Source organism: Pseudomonas donghuensis, assembly GCF_000696345.2.
Classification (GTDB): Bacteria; Pseudomonadota; Gammaproteobacteria; order Pseudomonadales; family Pseudomonadaceae; genus Aquipseudomonas; species Aquipseudomonas donghuensis.
In genome coordinates this window covers 4552061-4567689 of the sequence record NZ_CP071706.1, presented here as the reverse complement: position 1 = coordinate 4567689, position 15629 = coordinate 4552061, and the positions used below count along the sequence as shown (strand labels likewise).

General features: G+C 62.5%; 11 protein-coding genes. 4 read left to right on the top strand and 7 right to left on the bottom strand.

Going from position 1 to position 15629, the window contains the following annotated elements; genetic code table 11:
- Positions 1 to 41: 41 nt before the first annotated feature.
- The 3 genes from BV82_RS21215 to BV82_RS21205 all read right to left on the bottom strand — a co-directional run bounded on the left by BV82_RS21215 (position 42) and on the right by BV82_RS21205 (position 6230).
- Positions 42 to 2450 (bottom strand): glucose/quinate/shikimate family membrane-bound PQQ-dependent dehydrogenase, encoded by a 2409-nt coding sequence (locus tag BV82_RS21215; protein ID WP_036996672.1) that lies wholly within the window; start codon positions 2448 to 2450, stop codon positions 42 to 44.
- Between the two features lie 30 nt (positions 2451 to 2480).
- The gene (locus BV82_RS21210) at positions 2481 to 3839 is read right to left on the bottom strand and encodes a carbohydrate porin (RefSeq protein ID WP_010220996.1); all 1359 of its coding nucleotides are present in this window, start codon (positions 3837 to 3839) and stop codon (positions 2481 to 2483) included.
- Positions 3840 to 4169: 330 nt separating this feature from the next.
- Complete coding sequence (locus BV82_RS21205) at positions 4170 to 6230, bottom strand: TonB-dependent receptor (protein WP_036996671.1); 2061 nt, start codon at positions 6228 to 6230, stop codon at positions 4170 to 4172.
- Between the two features lie 197 nt (positions 6231 to 6427).
- Here BV82_RS21205 and BV82_RS21200 point away from each other — a divergent pair, with 197 nt between their 5' ends.
- The gene (locus BV82_RS21200; RefSeq protein ID WP_010220998.1) at positions 6428 to 6649 is read left to right on the top strand and encodes a VF530 family protein; all 222 of its coding nucleotides are present in this window, start codon (positions 6428 to 6430) and stop codon (positions 6647 to 6649) included.
- 4 nt (positions 6650 to 6653) lie between these two features.
- Positions 6654 to 7307: a Pr6Pr family membrane protein gene (locus BV82_RS21195; RefSeq protein WP_010220999.1), complete on the top strand. Its 654-nt coding sequence runs from the start codon at positions 6654 to 6656 to the stop codon at positions 7305 to 7307.
- 9 nt (positions 7308 to 7316) lie between these two features.
- On the opposite strand, the gene BV82_RS21190 is transcribed toward BV82_RS21195, so the two are convergent.
- Together BV82_RS21190 and BV82_RS21185 are read right to left on the bottom strand one after the other, a co-directional pair.
- Complete coding sequence (locus tag BV82_RS21190; RefSeq protein ID WP_010221000.1) at positions 7317 to 8087, bottom strand: siderophore-interacting protein; 771 nt, start codon at positions 8085 to 8087, stop codon at positions 7317 to 7319.
- Positions 8084 to 8656, bottom strand: coding sequence for a PadR family transcriptional regulator (locus BV82_RS21185; RefSeq protein WP_010221001.1), 573 nt, complete (start codon positions 8654 to 8656; stop codon positions 8084 to 8086). Before BV82_RS21185 ends, BV82_RS21190 begins: the two co-directional genes overlap by 4 nt.
- 225 nt (positions 8657 to 8881) lie before the next feature.
- Between BV82_RS21185 and BV82_RS21180 the strand changes: the two genes are divergently transcribed.
- Positions 8882 to 9382, top strand: a complete 501-nt coding sequence (locus BV82_RS21180; protein WP_036996669.1) for a C40 family peptidase — start codon at positions 8882 to 8884, stop codon at positions 9380 to 9382.
- Here BV82_RS21180 and BV82_RS21175 read toward each other — a convergent pair.
- Entirely contained in the window at positions 9379 to 12513 is a 3135-nt protein-coding gene (locus BV82_RS21175) for a transglycosylase domain-containing protein (protein ID WP_036996668.1), read from the bottom strand. The two genes, BV82_RS21180 and BV82_RS21175, sit on opposite strands and share 4 nt — an antisense overlap.
- Positions 12514 to 12950: 437 nt before the next feature.
- On the opposite strand from BV82_RS21175, the gene BV82_RS21170 reads away from it, so the two are divergent.
- Complete coding sequence (locus BV82_RS21170) at positions 12951 to 14372, top strand: amino acid permease (RefSeq protein WP_010221004.1); 1422 nt, start codon at positions 12951 to 12953, stop codon at positions 14370 to 14372.
- 62 nt (positions 14373 to 14434) lie between these two features.
- Here the strand turns inward: BV82_RS21170 and BV82_RS21165 are convergent, their stop codons facing one another.
- Positions 14435 to 15559, bottom strand: coding sequence for an OpgC family protein (locus BV82_RS21165; RefSeq protein ID WP_036996666.1), 1125 nt, complete (start codon positions 15557 to 15559; stop codon positions 14435 to 14437).
- Positions 15560 to 15629: the final 70 nt, after the last annotated feature.

Here is a 15629-nt window from a genome sequence, read left to right as displayed (position 1 = left end):
GCGGTGCTTGCAGCTTGAAGCTTGCAGCTAGCAGCTAAGGTCTACTCAGCCAATTTGTAAGCGATGACGTAATCGCCCATCTTGGTGCCCAGCGAGCCGTGACCACCGGCGGTCACCAGCACGTACTGCTTGCCGTCCTTGCCGCTGTAGGTCATCGGCGTGGCCTGGCCACCGGCCGGCAGGCGCGATTTCCACAGCTCCTTGCCGGTGTTGGTGTCATAGGCACGCAGGTACTGGTCCAGGGTGCCGCTGAGGAAGCCCAGGCCGCCAGCGGTGACGATCGAGCCGCCCATGCTTGGCACGCCAATCGGCAGGCCGATCGGGATCGGCGAGCTGTCACGGCTGGTGCCGTTTTTGTGCTTCCACACCACCTGGTTGGTGGTCAGGTCGATGCCGGCCACGTAGCCCCAGGCTGGCGCCTGGCATGGCACGCCCAGAGGCGACATGAACGGGTGCATGATCACCGCGTAGGGTGCGCCGGTGTTCGGCTGCACACCGCTGGTTTCGCTCTCGCGCTTGCTGCCGGCGGCGACATCGGCGCGCGGCACCATCTTCGAGACGAAGGCCATGTAGTTCGGGCTGGTGAACAGCAACTGACGCACCGGGTCGACCGAGACGCTGCCCCAGTTGAACACGCCGACGTTACCCGGGTAGACCAGGCTGCCCTGTAGCGATGGCGGAGTGTACTGGCCTTCGTAGCGCAATTCGCGGAACTGGATGCGGCAGAGCATCTGGTCGAACGGGCTGGCGCCCCACATGGCCTGTTCGGTCAGCTCCGGGCCGAGCAGGTTGAGGTCCGAGCGGGCCTGGGTTGGCGCGGTGCGGTCGCCTTCGACGGCACCTTGTGGTACCGGGATTTCGCGGATCGGTACGATCGGCGTACCGTCGCGACGGTCGAGCACGTACAGGCTGCCCTGCTTGGTCGGGGCGATCAGCGCAGGCTTCACGCCGTCGGCGGTTTTCAGGTCAAGCAGGGTTGGCTGGCTGCCGACGTCCATGTCCCACAGGTCGTGGTGGGTGAACTGGTAGTTCCAGCGTACCTTGCCGTTGGCCAAGTCCAGGGCGACGATACCGGCGCTGTACTTCTCGGCGCCCGGGGTGCGGTCAGCGCCCCACTGGTCCGGGGTCTGGTTGCCCAGCGGCAGGAAGACCATGCCCAGCTTCTCGTCGACACTGGCCAGCGACCACATGTTTGCCGAGTTGCGGCTGTAGGTCTTGCCGGGTGCCAGCGGTGCGGTGTCGTCGGGGTTGTTGCTGTCCCAGTTCCACACCAGGCGACCGTCGTGCACGTCGTAGGCGCGGATCACGCCGGACGGTTCGTTGGTCGACTCGTTGTCGGTAACATGGCCGCCGATGATTACCAGTTCGCGGGTGATCGCAGCAGGCGAGGTGGAGTAGTAACCGCCAGCAGTGAACGGGCCGATGCCGGTGGTGAGGTCGATCACACCCTGGTTGCCGAAACCTTCACAGACCTTGCCAGTGTCGGCGTTCAGGGCGATCAGGCGGGCGTCGGCGGTCGGCAGGTAAAGGCGGCGCGGGCAGGCGACGGCAACGGCCTGGCCGGCGTCGCTGATTTTGGGGGCCGGGCTGCCGTCGGCATTGACGTAGTTGTTCTCGTCGTAATACGACACACCACGGCAGGTCATGTGGGCGAAGCCCTTGAAGCCTACCGGGCTCTTGATCTGCGGGTCGAAACGCCAGATCTCCGCACCGGTGTCCGGGTCCAGGGCCAGCACCTTGCTGTGGGCGGTGCAGGCATACAGCTTGCCGTTGACCTTCAGCGGGGTGTTCTGGTTGGTCAGCTCGACCGGGTCGTTGTCGGTTGGCAGGTCGCCAGTGCGGATGCGCCAGGCTTCCTGTAGCTTGTGCACGTTCTGCGGGGTGATCTGGCGTAGCGGCGAGTAGCGGTCGCCGAATTCGGTGCGGCCATAGGCCTGCCACTCGCCATCAGGCATTTGCGGCGCGGTGCTGCTCATCTCGGCGCTTTCGCGGCCCAGCTCGCCCTTGACTTCACCCGGGTGGGTGAACTGGCTGGCCACCGCCGTGGCACCGGACAGCGCCACGGCCAGGCTCAGCAGGCCGATGTTGGCCTTGGACGGGTTGCCCAGCAGTGGGCGGCGCGCCCACGGCAGCAGCAACACTACGCCCAGGGCGAACCACAGGGCCAGGCGCGGGACCAGTTGCCACCAGTCCAGGCCCACTTCCCACAATGCCCACAGGGTGCTGCCCAGCAGCACCAGGCCATACAGACCCAGGGCGTTGCGGCGCAGGGCCAGCAGCAGGATGCCGGACAGGGCGAAGCCGATACCGGCGATCAGGTAATACAGCGAACCGCCCAACTGGCTCAGTTTGATACCGCCAGCCAGCAGGGCCAGGCCCATCAGCAACAGCAGCACACCGATCAGTCGCGGCAGCCAGCGGGTTCTACTCAAGGCACCATCAGTGCTCATCGTGTGTTCTCCGTTAGGTGAAAAGGGGGGTTAGAAACTGCTCTGGATCTTGATCCCGCCGATCAGTGCGTCATCGACCTGGCTCACGCCACCGGGATGGCGGATGTACTGCAGGTTCGGGCGCACGGTCAGCCAGTCGGCCAGGTGGATGCCGTAATACAGCTCGGCGCTGTACTCGGTGTCCTGGATCGGACGGAACAGGGGATCGTTGTAGTCGCTGACGCCGCGAGCCTGATTGATGGCCTGGGCGTTCTTGCGGTAGGCAGGGTTGACGTGCACGCGTGCCAGGGCGAAACCGATGTCGTCCTTGGCGCGGGCATCGAAGGGCCCCTTGTACACCACACCTGCCTGAACATAGTTGTCGATGGCATTGGTCTTCTTGTCGTGCAGCGTGGCGTTGGCGAATACGCTCAACCCTCGCGAGTGGTCTGATGCCAGCGACGTCACCTGTTGCTGGGCACCGAGCCAGAAGCCGTGCTTGCTCGAACTGCTGCGATAAGCCTGGCCGCTCAGTGCTGCCGGTTGTTCGTTGCTGTCCTTGTAGACATCGCTTGCCTTGGCATTACTGTAGTAGTAACCGGCGCGATATTCCCCTTTCAGGCCGTTAACCGCCGGGCTCCAGACCAGTTCGACCGGAATCACCGCGCCCTGGGTACCGCTGCCGCTGAGCTTGAAACCGTTGCCGCGATCGAGGTTGGAGGGGTTCTGCTCATAGGCGCCGATTTGCGCGTACAGCTCTGGGGTCAGGTTGTACTTGACCCGCAGCGCCCACTGGCTGACTGGCCAGTTGTACCAGATGTCACCGACCCAGTTGCCCACCTGGGAGCCGCAGAACGCCAGGTTCTGAAAGTCGCACGGGAAGCTGTTGAAGTCCTCGCCCTGGCCGAAGCGGCCGAATTTCACATCCAGCGCGCCGTCGAAGTACTTCTGCTTGATCCACATCTGGGTCAGCCGCCAGGTCTGGCCACGGCCCCAGATTTCCTGGGCCGAGGTAAAGCCACCGACCCGTGGGTCATTGATGCGGTCGTTGCTGATGTTGTCGCCGTGGCGCTGGGTAACGGTCAACTGAAACTCGGCGTCGTGCCAGCCGAGGATCTTCTGCAGGTCCAGGTGGCTGCCGAGGGCGAACTGGCCGCTGTAGCGCGCGGTTTCGTCATCGTCGTAGCCACCATGCAGGTTGGCGCCCATCTCGCCGGTGTAACCGAGGGTGAAGTCGTAGCCGCGTTCAGCCAGCTCCGTGCGGGTGCCGCCCCAGTCGCCAAGCATCCATGGCGAGTCGCTGGCGAACATCGCCGCGGCCTGGGCGCAAGGCGCGAGGCTGGCGATGGCCAGACCCGAAAGCAGTGTCCGGGTGGCGGGGGAAAAGCGGAAACGATCATTCTGAGGCATGAGATAGCGCTATCTTTTGATTATTGAAAAAACGGCAAGGCCACCGAGTTCCGAGGATCATCGGCGATAAGGCTGCAGGGAAATAAACTGAAGCGGTTCAGCTTGCGGCGGGGAGGATATAGCTGAACTTGTAAGAAAAAAAGTCAATTCAGCAAGAGTCACCGTTGCCGGATCGGTAACAGTCCGGCTGAGGCAGGTGACACTGATCCCTTGTGGGAGCCGGCTTTGCCGGCGATGAGGCTGGCACAATCAGCACATCAGGCGCTGACTGGGCGCAGACCAATACGACCAATCGCCGGCAAGGCCGGCTCCCTCGGGATGGGTGTTGACTTAGAAGGTGGTACGCAGGCCAACCTCGACACTACGCCCTGGTGCCGGGGCGATGTCGCGCAGGATCGAGCTTGAGTAGCGCACGGTCTGGTCAGTGAGGTTCTCGCCGCGGACAAAGGCCAGCCACTGGCTCTGGCCGATGTCGAAGCGGTAACCCACGCTGGCGCCGAGGGTGGTGTAAGCGTCGGTGCTGGTCTCATTGGCCGGTTTTTTGTGCTGGGCGCTGGCGTGTTGCACATCCACCCGTGCCTGCCAGCGGTCCAGTTCCCATAGCAGGCCGCTGTTCAGGCGCAGCGGGGCGATGCGCGGCAGGTCTTCGCCAGTGTCGAGGTTCTTGGCCCGGGTGTAGTCGCCGGACAGTTCCAGAGCAAAGCTGCCGTAGCGGTTTTGCGCCAATTGCCAGCGGTCCTGGGCCTCGATGCCGTAGAAGCGCGCGCGAACCCCGTGGTAGAGGTATTCGGGCACATCGCCGCCGTGGTCATGATCATGGTCGTGATCGTGCTCTTCATCGCCGTGATCATGGTCGTGGTCATGGCCTTCGCGCAGGTTGCCGCTGGCCAGCAGGCCGATGTAGTTGCGGAAATGACTGTAGAACACGCCGACGCTGCCCTTGTGCGTGCCATTGTCGAAGCGCAAGGCCAGGTCGCTGGAGATGGCTTTCTCCTTGCTCAGGTTCGGATCGCCGACCTCGTAGGTGCCGGTGGCGACGTGGGCGCCGTTGGCGTACAGCTCATAGAAGGTCGGTGCGCGCTCGGTGTAGCCCAAGGTTGCGGCCAGGGACCAGACCGGGGTCAGCTCGTAGACTGCGCCAGACGACAGGCTGGCGGCGGTGAAGCTGCTCGAGCGATCGGCCTCGGCAAAGCGCTCGCTGCCCTTGCTGTCGGGTTCGACCCGGGTGTGTTCCAGGCGTCCGCCCAGGCTCAGGTTCAGGCGTTCGGTGGCTTGCCACTGCTCGAGCATGAACAGCGCCAGGCTGTTGGTGTCGGTCTGCGGTACAAAGGCTTCTTCGCCGAGGGCGGAAAACTCGTTGCGGCTGACCTGGGCGCCAATCACCCCTTCGACCGGCCCCAACGGTTGGTGCCGGGCCTCGACCCGCGCCTCGTAGCCCTTGTTCTTGAACGTGGTGTGCACCTCGCCGCTCTCAAGCTCGCGGTGCTGGTAGTCGGTGTAGCCGAGGTCGACCTTCACCGAACTGAACGGGCCGTCGAGGTCGCGCAGTTCCGAGGCGAAGCCGTAATGATCTTGCTGCATGTCCAGGCGTACGCCCGGCTCGGCCACCGAACCGTAATTGGAGTCGTAGCGGCTGTAGGAAAGGCCGGCGTAGCCGTGATCCCAATGATAGGAACCGCCCAGCGCGCCACCGTCCTGGCGACCGTCGCTGTTTTCCAGGCGATGCTTGCTGCCCGGTTCGTCGGCGTCGCGCACTTTCGAGCTGCGGGCGTAACCGGGAATACGCAGGTCATTGAACTGGCGGCTGTTGGCGTCCAGGTGCAGGGCGAAGCGGCCGTCACCCGCTTCCAGCTTGCCGGCGCTGCTGCGGGTGGTGTCGGCGCCGCCGTAGCGCAACTCACCGGCACCGTGAATGCCGTCGATGGGCGAGGTCGGGATGCGGTTGTCGAAGCTGTTGACTACCCCGCCAATGGCGTTGCCACCGTAGAGCAGGGCCGCCGGGCCGCGGACGATTTCGATGCGTTCAACGGTGGCCGGGTCCAGCGGCACGGCGTGGTCATAGGACAGCGACGAAGCATCCAAGGCGCCGACGCCGTTGCGCAGGATGCGGATCCGGTCGCCGTCCAGGCCGCGGATCACCGGGCGGCTGGCGCCGGGGCCGAACCAGGTCGAGGCAACACCGGGCTGGTTGTTCAGGGTCTGGCCGAGGCTGCCTTTCTGTTGCAGGGTCAGGTCGTCGCCGTCGAGCACGGTGCTGGGCGCGGCCAGTTCACTGTTACCCAACGGGTTGGCGGTGATCACCTGAGGTTGCAGCTCGACGGCTTGGCTCAAGGGTGAAGCCAGCCAGAGCGCGGCGGCGAGGGGGGAGAGGCGCAGGGGTAAGTGACGCATGGAGGGAAGGGGTCCTTGGCAGTGTTATAGTATTGATACAGTATAACATTGCCGTTAAAGATAAAACGCCCATGCGCTGGCTAGAGCCTTTGCCCACACTAGAATGTCTGTAAGCAGCACCTTGAATGCGAAAAGTCTGAAGACTTGCAGCCGTGCCTCGGCTAAGGTGCGCACCTTTCGTTGGCTGGAGCACAGGCATGACCGCCGCTAATCAGAACCCGCTGCATGGCGTGACCCTGGAGCAGATCCTTACCGCGCTGGTAGCGCACTACCAATGGGACGGCCTGGCTCAGCGCATCGATATCCGCTGCTTCAAGAGCGACCCGAGCATCAAGTCGAGCCTGACCTTTTTGCGCAAGACGCCCTGGGCCCGGGAGAAGGTCGAGCGCCTGTACCTGAAAATGCAACGCGGCCGCTGAGCCGGTGAGCCGGCGCAGGCTGTTCATCGCCCTGGCCGCGTGCCTGGGCTGGAGCGCGCTGGCGATCCAGATGTACCTGCTGTTGCTGGCGCGCTGGCAAGAGCAGGCCAGCTTGCTGGGCGGCCTGGTGACGTTGTTCAGTTTTTTCACCGTGCTCAGCAACACCCTGGTCGCCGTAGTGCTCAGTCACGCGGCATTCGGCCGCGACTCGCCGCTGCGCCGCTTTTTTCTCGCGCCCTGGATCAGTTCCGGGATTGCCGCGAGCATTATTCTCGTGGGCCTCGCCTACAGCCTGTTGTTGCGTCACCTGTGGCACCCGCAGGGCTGGCAATGGCTGGCGGACGAGCTGCTGCACGACGTCATGCCGCTGCTGTTCGTGGCTTATTGGTGGTGTTGTGTAGAAAAGGGCAGCCTGCGTTTCAGGCATCTGCTGGCCTGGCTGCTGTACCCGGCGGGGTATTTTGCCTACACGCTGCTGCGTGGGCATGTGATAGGGGTCTATCCCTACCCGTTCATCGATGTTGCCGAATTGGGTTACGCGCAGGTGCTGCTCAATGCGCTGTCGATCCTGGGCGGATTTGTCGCCATCAGCCTGCTGTTGCTCGGCCTCGATCATTGGCAGGGCGGGCGCCTGGCCAAGGCCAGGACGCAACCCTGAGGTAGCCTGTTACTCGTCGTCGTGCGGGTCGAGGCGCCAGTAGGCGACAGCCTTGATCAGCTCTTCCTTCACGCCTTTTTCATCGACCAGCAAACGCTTGGCCTGGCGCGTCAGCGATTTCTCCAGAGCGACCCAGGTGTACAACTGACCGCCTGGCAGCGACAGCCCCTTGATGACCTCAAGCAAGGCCTGCTGGTGGCGTTGCACCCAGATGACCTCGACTTGCGCTGCGCTCGGCAGCGGTTGTTGTTCCCGGGCATCTTCGATTTCTATCAGCGCCAGTACCTTGCGCCCGGCCGGCAACTCTTCCAGGCGTCGGGCAATGGCCGGGATGGCGGTTTCATCACCGATCAGCAGGTAGCTGTCGAAGATGTCCGGGACCACCATCGATGCACGAGGCCCGGCGATGTTGAGTACCTGGCCGACCTGCGCCTGGGCCGCCCAGGTCGAGGCAGGGCCGTCGCCGTGCAGGACAAAGTCGATATCCATTTCGCCGTTCGTCAGATCAATGCGCCGTGGCGTGTATTCGCGCATGGTCGGGCGCACGCCATCGCGGCTGAAATCGAGGTTGTCGAGCGCAGCCTGCTCTTGTTCCGAGCAGGCAAACATCAACTTGACGTGATCGTCGCTACCGACGCTGGTAAAGCCTTGCAGCTCCGGCCCGCCGACGGTGATGCGGCGCATGCGCGGGGTCAGCTCGGTGACCCGCAGCACGTTCAGGCGACGGTGTTTGATCTCGTGGTTGACGCGGTGAATGGTGGTGTTTTCGCTAACAGTCATTCGGCTTTCTCCGTTGAGGTCGCAATAGGCCCTGCGACGATGGCTTTGGCGGTGTCGTTCAGTAGCGTACGGACCCGCTCGATTTCCGTTGGGTTCCAGCGCCCGCTATGCATTTGCAGGGCATGACGCAGGTTGTGCACGGCTTCGTGGATTTCTGCCGGGCGATCGTGGCCACGCAACGAGCGTTTGCTGACTTCAATGCGCATGCGCACGCCGTCCAGGGCAATGGCTTGGTCCGCGAGGGATTTCTGGCCCGCTGCAGTGATGCCGTAAAGACGCTTGCTGCCTTGGGTTTTGCCGCTGATCAGCTCGGCTTCTTCCAGAAAATTAAGGGTCGGGTAGATCACCCCGGGGCTGGGGCTGTAGCTGCCATCGAAAAGGGTTTCGATCTGGCGGATCAGGTCATAGCCATGGCAAGGCTGCTCGGCCAGCATCGACAACAGCAGCAATTTCAGGTCGCCGGGGGCAAAGACGCGGGGGCCGCGGTCGCCACGTTCGCGGCCGTGACGACGCTCGAAGCCGTCGTGCCGCTCGCCATGCTCGCGGTGATGGGAATGATGGTCACGCATTGGGTGTCTCCGTTTGGGTTAGATGTATCTTCAGATATTACTCAAGATATATCTTAAATCAAGCGGGAGAATAGGAATATTTCTCATGAAGTAAAGGCGGTAACCGGAAAAACGCGTAGGAACTCTTAAGGTTTTTCTTACAGAACTCTCGGATTGCCTTGATCTACACGCGCGGAAGTCATCCCTAAGATTCGCCACGTTTTCTTCATCCGTGAGTATTTCACCGTGGCACCTTCCATTTTTTTCATCGGGCTGCTCTGGGGCCTGTCATTTTTTGCCCAGGCCAATTTCTCGCTTACCCAGACTGCACGTGAGCACAGTGTGCGGCATGAGCTGGACACCAACCTCGATCGTCTGGTCGAGCGTGCACACCAACTGATCGGCGTGCCCTATCGCTGGGGCGGCATGTCGGTAAAGGGCGGGTTCGATTGCAGCGGCCTGCTGGTCTACCTGTTTCGCCATGAGGCCGATATCAAGATACCGCGCACCACGACGGCCATGCTCCAGTCCGCTGCCCGGACCATCAGGCAGAGCCAGCTCAAGCGCGGTGATGCAGTATTCTTCAATCGCAACGGCCAGGGCCGGATCGGCCACGTTGGCCTGTATATCGGCGAAGGGCGTTTCATCCACGCCCCCCGCGCCGGCAAGAACATCCGTATCGATTCGCTGCGCAACAGCTACTGGAGCAAAAGCTTCATGACCGCCAAGCGCTTTCACGGTGGCTAGCGCTGCACCATCCGCGGTGGTTTGCACAGGGTGTGACTGCCAGGCTCCAGGTACGGCATCAGGAGCGGCGCCATGCCTTTGAGCACCTGCACCGGCAGCGCCGAGGTAAAGCGGAAGGATTCCGCCGCTCTGCCGGGCACGAAGGCGGTGAGGGTGCCGAAGTGGTTTTCGCCGAGGAAAAACACAAAGGTCGCGGTGCGGTTCAACGAGCGTGAGCCAATCAGCCGTCCGCCGGCACCGAAGCTTTCGATGCGGTTGTCACCAGTGCCGGTCTTGCCGCCCATCACCAGCGGGGTGCCGTCGGCCAGTTTGAAGCTGCCCGACACCCGCCGCGCGGTACCGGCATCCACCACTTGCGAGAGGGCGCCGCGCAGAGCCCGGGCGACTTCTACCGAGAGCACCCGTTGGCCGAGGTCGGGGTCGCTGGTCAAGCGGGTTTCGTAAGGGGTATCGGCAGCAAAGTGCAGGGTATCGATGCGCAGCACCGGCAGGCGCACGCCATCGTTCTGGATGATGCCGATCAACTCGGCGAGGGCTGCCGGACGGTCGCCGGAGCTGCCGATGGCTGTGGCCAGCGATGGCACCAGGTGGTCAAAGGGGTAGCCGACGCGTTTCCAGCGTTGATGGATATCGAGGAAGGCTTCGATCTCCACCAGGGTGCGAATGCGGCTGTCGCGCGCACCCTTGTGTCGGCTTTTGAACAGCCAGCCATAGACTTCCTGGCGCTCGAAGTGGCTGGCATCGGCCGCTTGCTGGAAGGTGGCGCTGGGGTGTTGCAGCAGGTAGCCGAGCAGCCACAAATCCAACGGATGGACCTTGGCGATAAAGCCCTGGTCGGGCAGGTCGTAAGCGCCGGGCCGGTAGGCTTCGTACAGATCTTGCAGACGTTTCTCGGTAACGGTGTTCTGCTTGGTGGCCGGGGTCTTGTTTTCGATCCGGTCTTTTTTCAGGTGCGCCTGGACGAAGGCGTTGAAGGTGGCCTGGTCGGCCTCCGGAAACAGGTAACGGTGCACCGCGGCCAAGCGGATCGGCGTGACCCGCAGGCTGTCGAGGAAGGTATCCAGACGCTGTTGCGACGTTTTGCGCTGGTACTTCTTCCAGAACCTGCGCATGTAATCGGTGCCTTCCTTGTCGGCAAAGCGTGCCAGGTATTCCTGGCGGCGCGGCTCGGCATCGTCCTTGAGCAGGCTGGCGCTATTACCCGGCTGCTGATAGGTGCTGTAACGCACCAGGTCGCGCATCAGACGAATGAACGGCAGGTTGATCGATTCACGCAGGGCGTCCTTGAGCGTCGGAATGCGGCCGTTGTCTTCCTTGCGAAAGTTGTTGAACACATGTAGGCCACCGCCGGTGAAAAAGGCTTCGCCGGGGCTGGCGGAGTACTTGCGCTCCAGCGCGGCGTTGAGCATGGCGCTGAGGTCGCGGTCCTTGTTCTGGATCAGGTAGTCGATGGCCCAGCGGGTGATGAAGTCCAATTCGGCCACCGGGACTTTCTTAAGCTCCGCAGCCGGGGTGTTGGCGTACTTGTCGTGCAGTTCGCCGATGATTTCCAGGTAGCTGGTCAGTACCCGCAGCTTGGCGGTCGAGCCCAGTTCCAGCTTGCTGCCTTCGTTGATGTCGAACGGTTGGTCGGTGCTGTCGGTCTGCACCCGCACCCTTGAGCCGTCGGCGGTGCGCTCGAGCAGGGTGAAGCTGTAGCGCACCTGGGTGGTACTGGTCGGGGTCAACAGGCGTTCGCCGAACAGGCCCATTTTTTCTGCAAAGGCCGGGTCGGCCAGGTCTTTCAGGTACTGACTGACCTGGCCCTGCAAGTCCGATTGCAGGGTGCTGGTGGCCGACAGATCGAGACGGTCCAGGTCGTACAGCGGTCGGCCGAGGGCCGAAGACAGACGGCTGCGGGCAACGCTGATGCCCTTGTTGGTGACGATCGGCTGAATGGTCGGCTGGGCCACCCAGTCGCGGTAAATGGTCTTGCTGGCCAGGGCGGCATCGGCCAATGGCTTGTCGATGATGTTGCTGGCCGAGAGGACGCGGATATGGCTGTCGGTCAGCAGCGCCAGCTCGGCACGGCCCTTGGATAAAAAGTGCGAGGGCCGGCGCTGGGCGATCATCAGCGACAGCACCTGGCGCAGGGCCAGACCACGGGCAGCCAGGCTTTGCGGATCACTTGCGGTGGACGACAGAGCCTGGTTGACCTGAGCAAAATCGGCGCCGTACCAGACCCGCAGGCCTTCGGCCATGCCATGCACTTCACCATGCCCGGGTACCGCCGACAGCGGCACGCTGTTGAGGTAATCGCGCACGATGCGCTGGCGTGCTTCCAGTGTCTGCGGGCCGCCTTGATAAGCGCGCACGCTGGCGGAAATCATCTGGCGGATCTTCTCGCTCCCCGAGGCCGTCAGGCCGTCGGGCGAATGCCGGTACTTTTCCAACTGGGTCGCCAGGGTGCTGCCGCCCGCCGACTGGCCGGGCAGGGCCAGGTACTTGGCGACCTGGGTGTAGGCCGCCTTGGCAAAGCGCGGCCAATCCACGGCAGGGTTGTTCAGCGGGTCGTTGGGATCAAGCAGGTCGCGGTTCTCGATGAACAGCAGGCTGTGGACGATGATGGGTGGAATCGAGGCGAAGTCCGGGTACAGGTATTGCGGATAGTGGAACTGATACAGCGCATCGCCTTTGCAGTCGGTGATCGACAGACCGGCCTGGATCTTCTCGGCGTACGGTACGAAAAAACCGTGGTCAACATAGTCCATAAGCGCAGGCGAAAAGCGCGTCTGCTCGTTGATCACGTAGTCACGCTTCAGCAGGCGCGGTAGGAATTCACCTAGTGAGCTGTAGCCCAGGCGCTTGTCGAACGGGCCGTCGCCGGGGTAGCGGATGGCGTCGCTGGGGCCTGGCTGCATGGAATAACTGAGGGTCGCGGCAAATTGGCTGAATTCCCGTGATTGCAGGCGCGAGGTGTGCATTTCGGCGGTGGCGGCATACCCCAGGGCGATCAGGGCGAGCAGCAGCACCAGCCACAACAGCCGCCACCACAGACGGCGCTGGCGTGGGCTTTTCGGCAATGGCGAAGGATCGAGGTGTTCAGAGGGAGTTTCCGTACTGTCTGCTTCCGATTGCCACAATGCGCCCATAGTCTTCAGCTCGGCTACGTATTTTCGTCTTGCTTGCCTGAAGCTTAGACGGTGGCCGGGTTTGGTGAAAAATTTGTAGTCATATGGCAGGGATTTCCCAAAACCGTGTCAGAAATGCGCCTTTGGTGGAGCTTGAATTGCCCCGTTTTGGTGCTATGTTAGCCGCCTTGTTTCCTGCAGTGGTAAAAAGCACGGGGAATGCCCCTCCGTAGAAGCGGTTTTTGCCGAGAGTTCTCGCCAAATAACGGGCTTTATATAGTGAAATACCCTGCAGGGGCCTTTCTATACTGCTCGCCCCTTTCGCTCTGCCGGTTTGCACACCCGGCAGACGGGGCCGCTCACAAGGCGGTGCCCGGCGAGGCAGCGCATCCAGCCTATCGGCGGTGCCAGGCCTGCACGAATGGTCATATCCAATAACAAAATGAGGTTGTATTTCTATGCCAGTCGGCAACCACCCTTCTCATGGTGAGACCGCCCAAGGCGGCCCACTCAAGCGAGAACTCGGCGAACGCCACATTCGCCTGATGGCGCTGGGCGCCTGTATCGGTGTCGGCCTGTTCCTGGGTTCGGCCAAGGCCATCGAAATGGCCGGGCCAGCTATCATGCTGTCCTACATCATCGGCGGCCTGGCGATCCTGGTGATCATGCGCGCCCTTGGCGAAATGGCCGTGCACAACCCGGTAGCCGGCTCCTTCAGCCGCTACGCCCAAGACTACCTCGGCCCGTTGGCGGGCTTCCTCACCGGCTGGAACTACTGGTTCCTGTGGCTGGTGACCTGCGTGGCGGAAATCACCGCAGTGGCCATCTACATGGGCATCTGGTTCCCGGAAGTGCCGCGCTGGATCTGGGCCCTGGCAGCCCTGGGCAGCATGGGCGCGATCAACCTGATCGCGGTCAAGGCCTTTGGTGAGTTCGAGTTCTGGTTCGCCCTGATCAAGATCGTCACCATCATCGCCATGGTGTTGGGTGGCGTCGGCATCATCGCCTTCGGTTTTGGCAACGACGGCGTGGCCATGGGCATCTCCAACCTCTGGAGCAACGGTGGCTTCATGCCCAATGGCGTGACCGGCGTGCTGATGTCGCTGCAAATGGTGATGTTCGCCTACCTGGGCGTCGAGATGATCGGCCTGACCGCCGGTGAAGCGCGCAACCCGCAAAAGACCATTCCGCAGGCCATCGGTTCGGTGTTCTGGCGCATCCTGCTGTTCTACGTCGGTGCATTGTTCGTGATCCTGTCGATCTACCCGTGGAACGAAATCGGCAGCCAGGGCAGCCCGTTCGTGATGACCTTCGAGCGTCTGGGCATCAAGACCGCTGCGGGTATCATCAACTTCGTGGTGATCACCGCTGCGCTGTCGTCGTGCAACGGCGGCATCTTCAGTACCGGGCGCATGCTTTATAGCCTGGCGCAGAACGGTCAGGCGCCGGCCACCTTCGCTCGTACCTCGAGCAACGGCGTACCGCGCAATGCCCTGCTGCTGTCGATCGCAGCCTTGCTGCTGGGCGTGCTGGCCAACTACCTGGTGCCAGAGAAAGTCTTCGTCTGGGTCACTGCCATTGCCACCTTCGGTGCGATCTGGACCTGGGTGATGATCCTGCTGGCCCAGCTGAAGTTCCGCGCCGGCCTGAGCAACGCCGAGCGTGCCGCCCTGAAATACCGCATGTGGCTGTGGCCGCTGAGCTCCTACCTGGCGCTGGCGTTCCTGATCCTGGTGGTCGGCCTGATGGCTTATTTCGAGGAAACCCGCGTGGCCCTGTACATCGGCCCGGCGTTCCTGGTAATGCTGACGGTGCTGTTCTACGTGTTCAAGCTGTCACCAAGCACCATGGAGCAGCGTGCCGCAGGTTCGGCGTCCTGATCTTCCCGCGATAAGTGAAAAGCCCGTATCTATGGATACGGGCTTTTTTTTGCCTGCGGTTATCAGGTGGCAACCGCACGCATCGGCTGGGTCAGGCGTTTATTGAAGTCCAGCCAGGCACCGAGCAGGGCCATGATCGCGACGCCCACCAGCGCGGTGAAGATCTGCATGGCAAAGGCATCGCCGGCCATGGCATTGATCATGTCCGCCAAGGGCGCCAGCAGTACCCCCAGGCAAAACACTTCAAGCGAGTAGCGGCCCATGCGGCAGGTTTGCTGCGCCAGCCAGTTCTGCGTCCAGCCGCTGCCCGGCAGCAGCTTGGCCGTGACGTAGGCCAGGGCCAGGAAGTGCAGCAGGCGCACCGGCGACAGATCGGTCTTGCTGATCGGGTAGAGCAGGGTGTTGAGACTGGCCGGCATCAGTGCATCGTGAAGCTCTGGCCAGCGCCAGGACAGGGTAACGATGCCAGCCGCCAGCGAATAGGCGGCTGCCGCCAGAAACAGCGGTTGGCGCCGCAACGGCCGGGTTTGCGGCGGCCGAGCCCGTTGCCCGTAAAGCGCCGCGGCGCCGCCGAGCACAAACAGGAACTGCCAGGTAACCGGGTTGAAGTACCACACGCCATCGGAAAAATTCGCCAGGTTCCAGCCGAGTCCGGGTGCCACCAGGTACACCGCCATCGACACACCAACCACGGCCAGGGTGTTGCGCATCAGCAGCGGCAGCAGCAGAGACAAACCGGCCAGCAGCACGATGTACAGCGGTAGCGGGTCCATCAGGTTGGGTTTGAAGCGCAGCAACAGCTCGTCTGTCAGCGCTTGCTGGGGGTTGGTGATGAAATGCACCAGGCCCATTTCCTCAACCAGGTCGCGGGTCTGCACGTGGCTGTTGGCAAAGAACACGATGCCCATCAGCATCGCCAGCAGAAAGATATGCACCACATACAGCACCCAGGTACGCCGCAGGATCTTCACGCAGGCGATCAGGTAACCGTCTCGCTGCAGGACTTTGCCATAGGCCAGTACTGCGGCGTAGCCGGCGAGAAATACGAAGACTTCAGCGGCATCGCTAAAGCCGATGTTACGCAGGGTGACCTGGCCTAAAGGGTTGTGGGGGACGTGATCCCAGAAAATGAAGATCAACGCCAGGCCTCGAAAAAAATCGATGCGCGGGTCGCGTCCGTTAAACATGGCAGCGGGCTCTTGAACAGTGGGTTTAGTAATGACCGGCGGACGACGGCAATCGCTCGCGCCGCACCTC

Bases quoted from the DNA above. Each gene is read 5' to 3' on its own strand.
- BV82_RS21205 (WP_036996671.1), bottom strand. From the start codon at position 6,230: ATGCGTCACTTACCCCTGCGCCTCTCCCCCCTCGCCGCCGCGCTCTGG.
- BV82_RS21170 (WP_010221004.1), top strand. From the start codon at position 12,951: ATGCCAGTCGGCAACCACCCTTCTCATGGTGAGACCGCCCAAGGCGGC.
- BV82_RS21185 (WP_010221001.1), bottom strand. From the start codon at position 8,656: ATGCGTGACCATCATTCCCATCACCGCGAGCATGGCGAGCGGCACGAC.
- BV82_RS21190 (WP_010221000.1), bottom strand. From the start codon at position 8,087: ATGACTGTTAGCGAAAACACCACCATTCACCGCGTCAACCACGAGATC.
- BV82_RS21215 (WP_036996672.1), bottom strand. From the start codon at position 2,450: ATGAGCACTGATGGTGCCTTGAGTAGAACCCGCTGGCTGCCGCGACTG.
- BV82_RS21210 (WP_010220996.1), bottom strand. From the start codon at position 3,839: ATGCCTCAGAATGATCGTTTCCGCTTTTCCCCCGCCACCCGGACACTG.
- BV82_RS21175 (WP_036996668.1), bottom strand. From the start codon at position 12,513: ATGGGCGCATTGTGGCAATCGGAAGCAGACAGTACGGAAACTCCCTCT.
- BV82_RS21200 (WP_010220998.1), top strand. From the start codon at position 6,428: ATGACCGCCGCTAATCAGAACCCGCTGCATGGCGTGACCCTGGAGCAG.
- BV82_RS21165 (WP_036996666.1), bottom strand. From the start codon at position 15,559: ATGTTTAACGGACGCGACCCGCGCATCGATTTTTTTCGAGGCCTGGCG.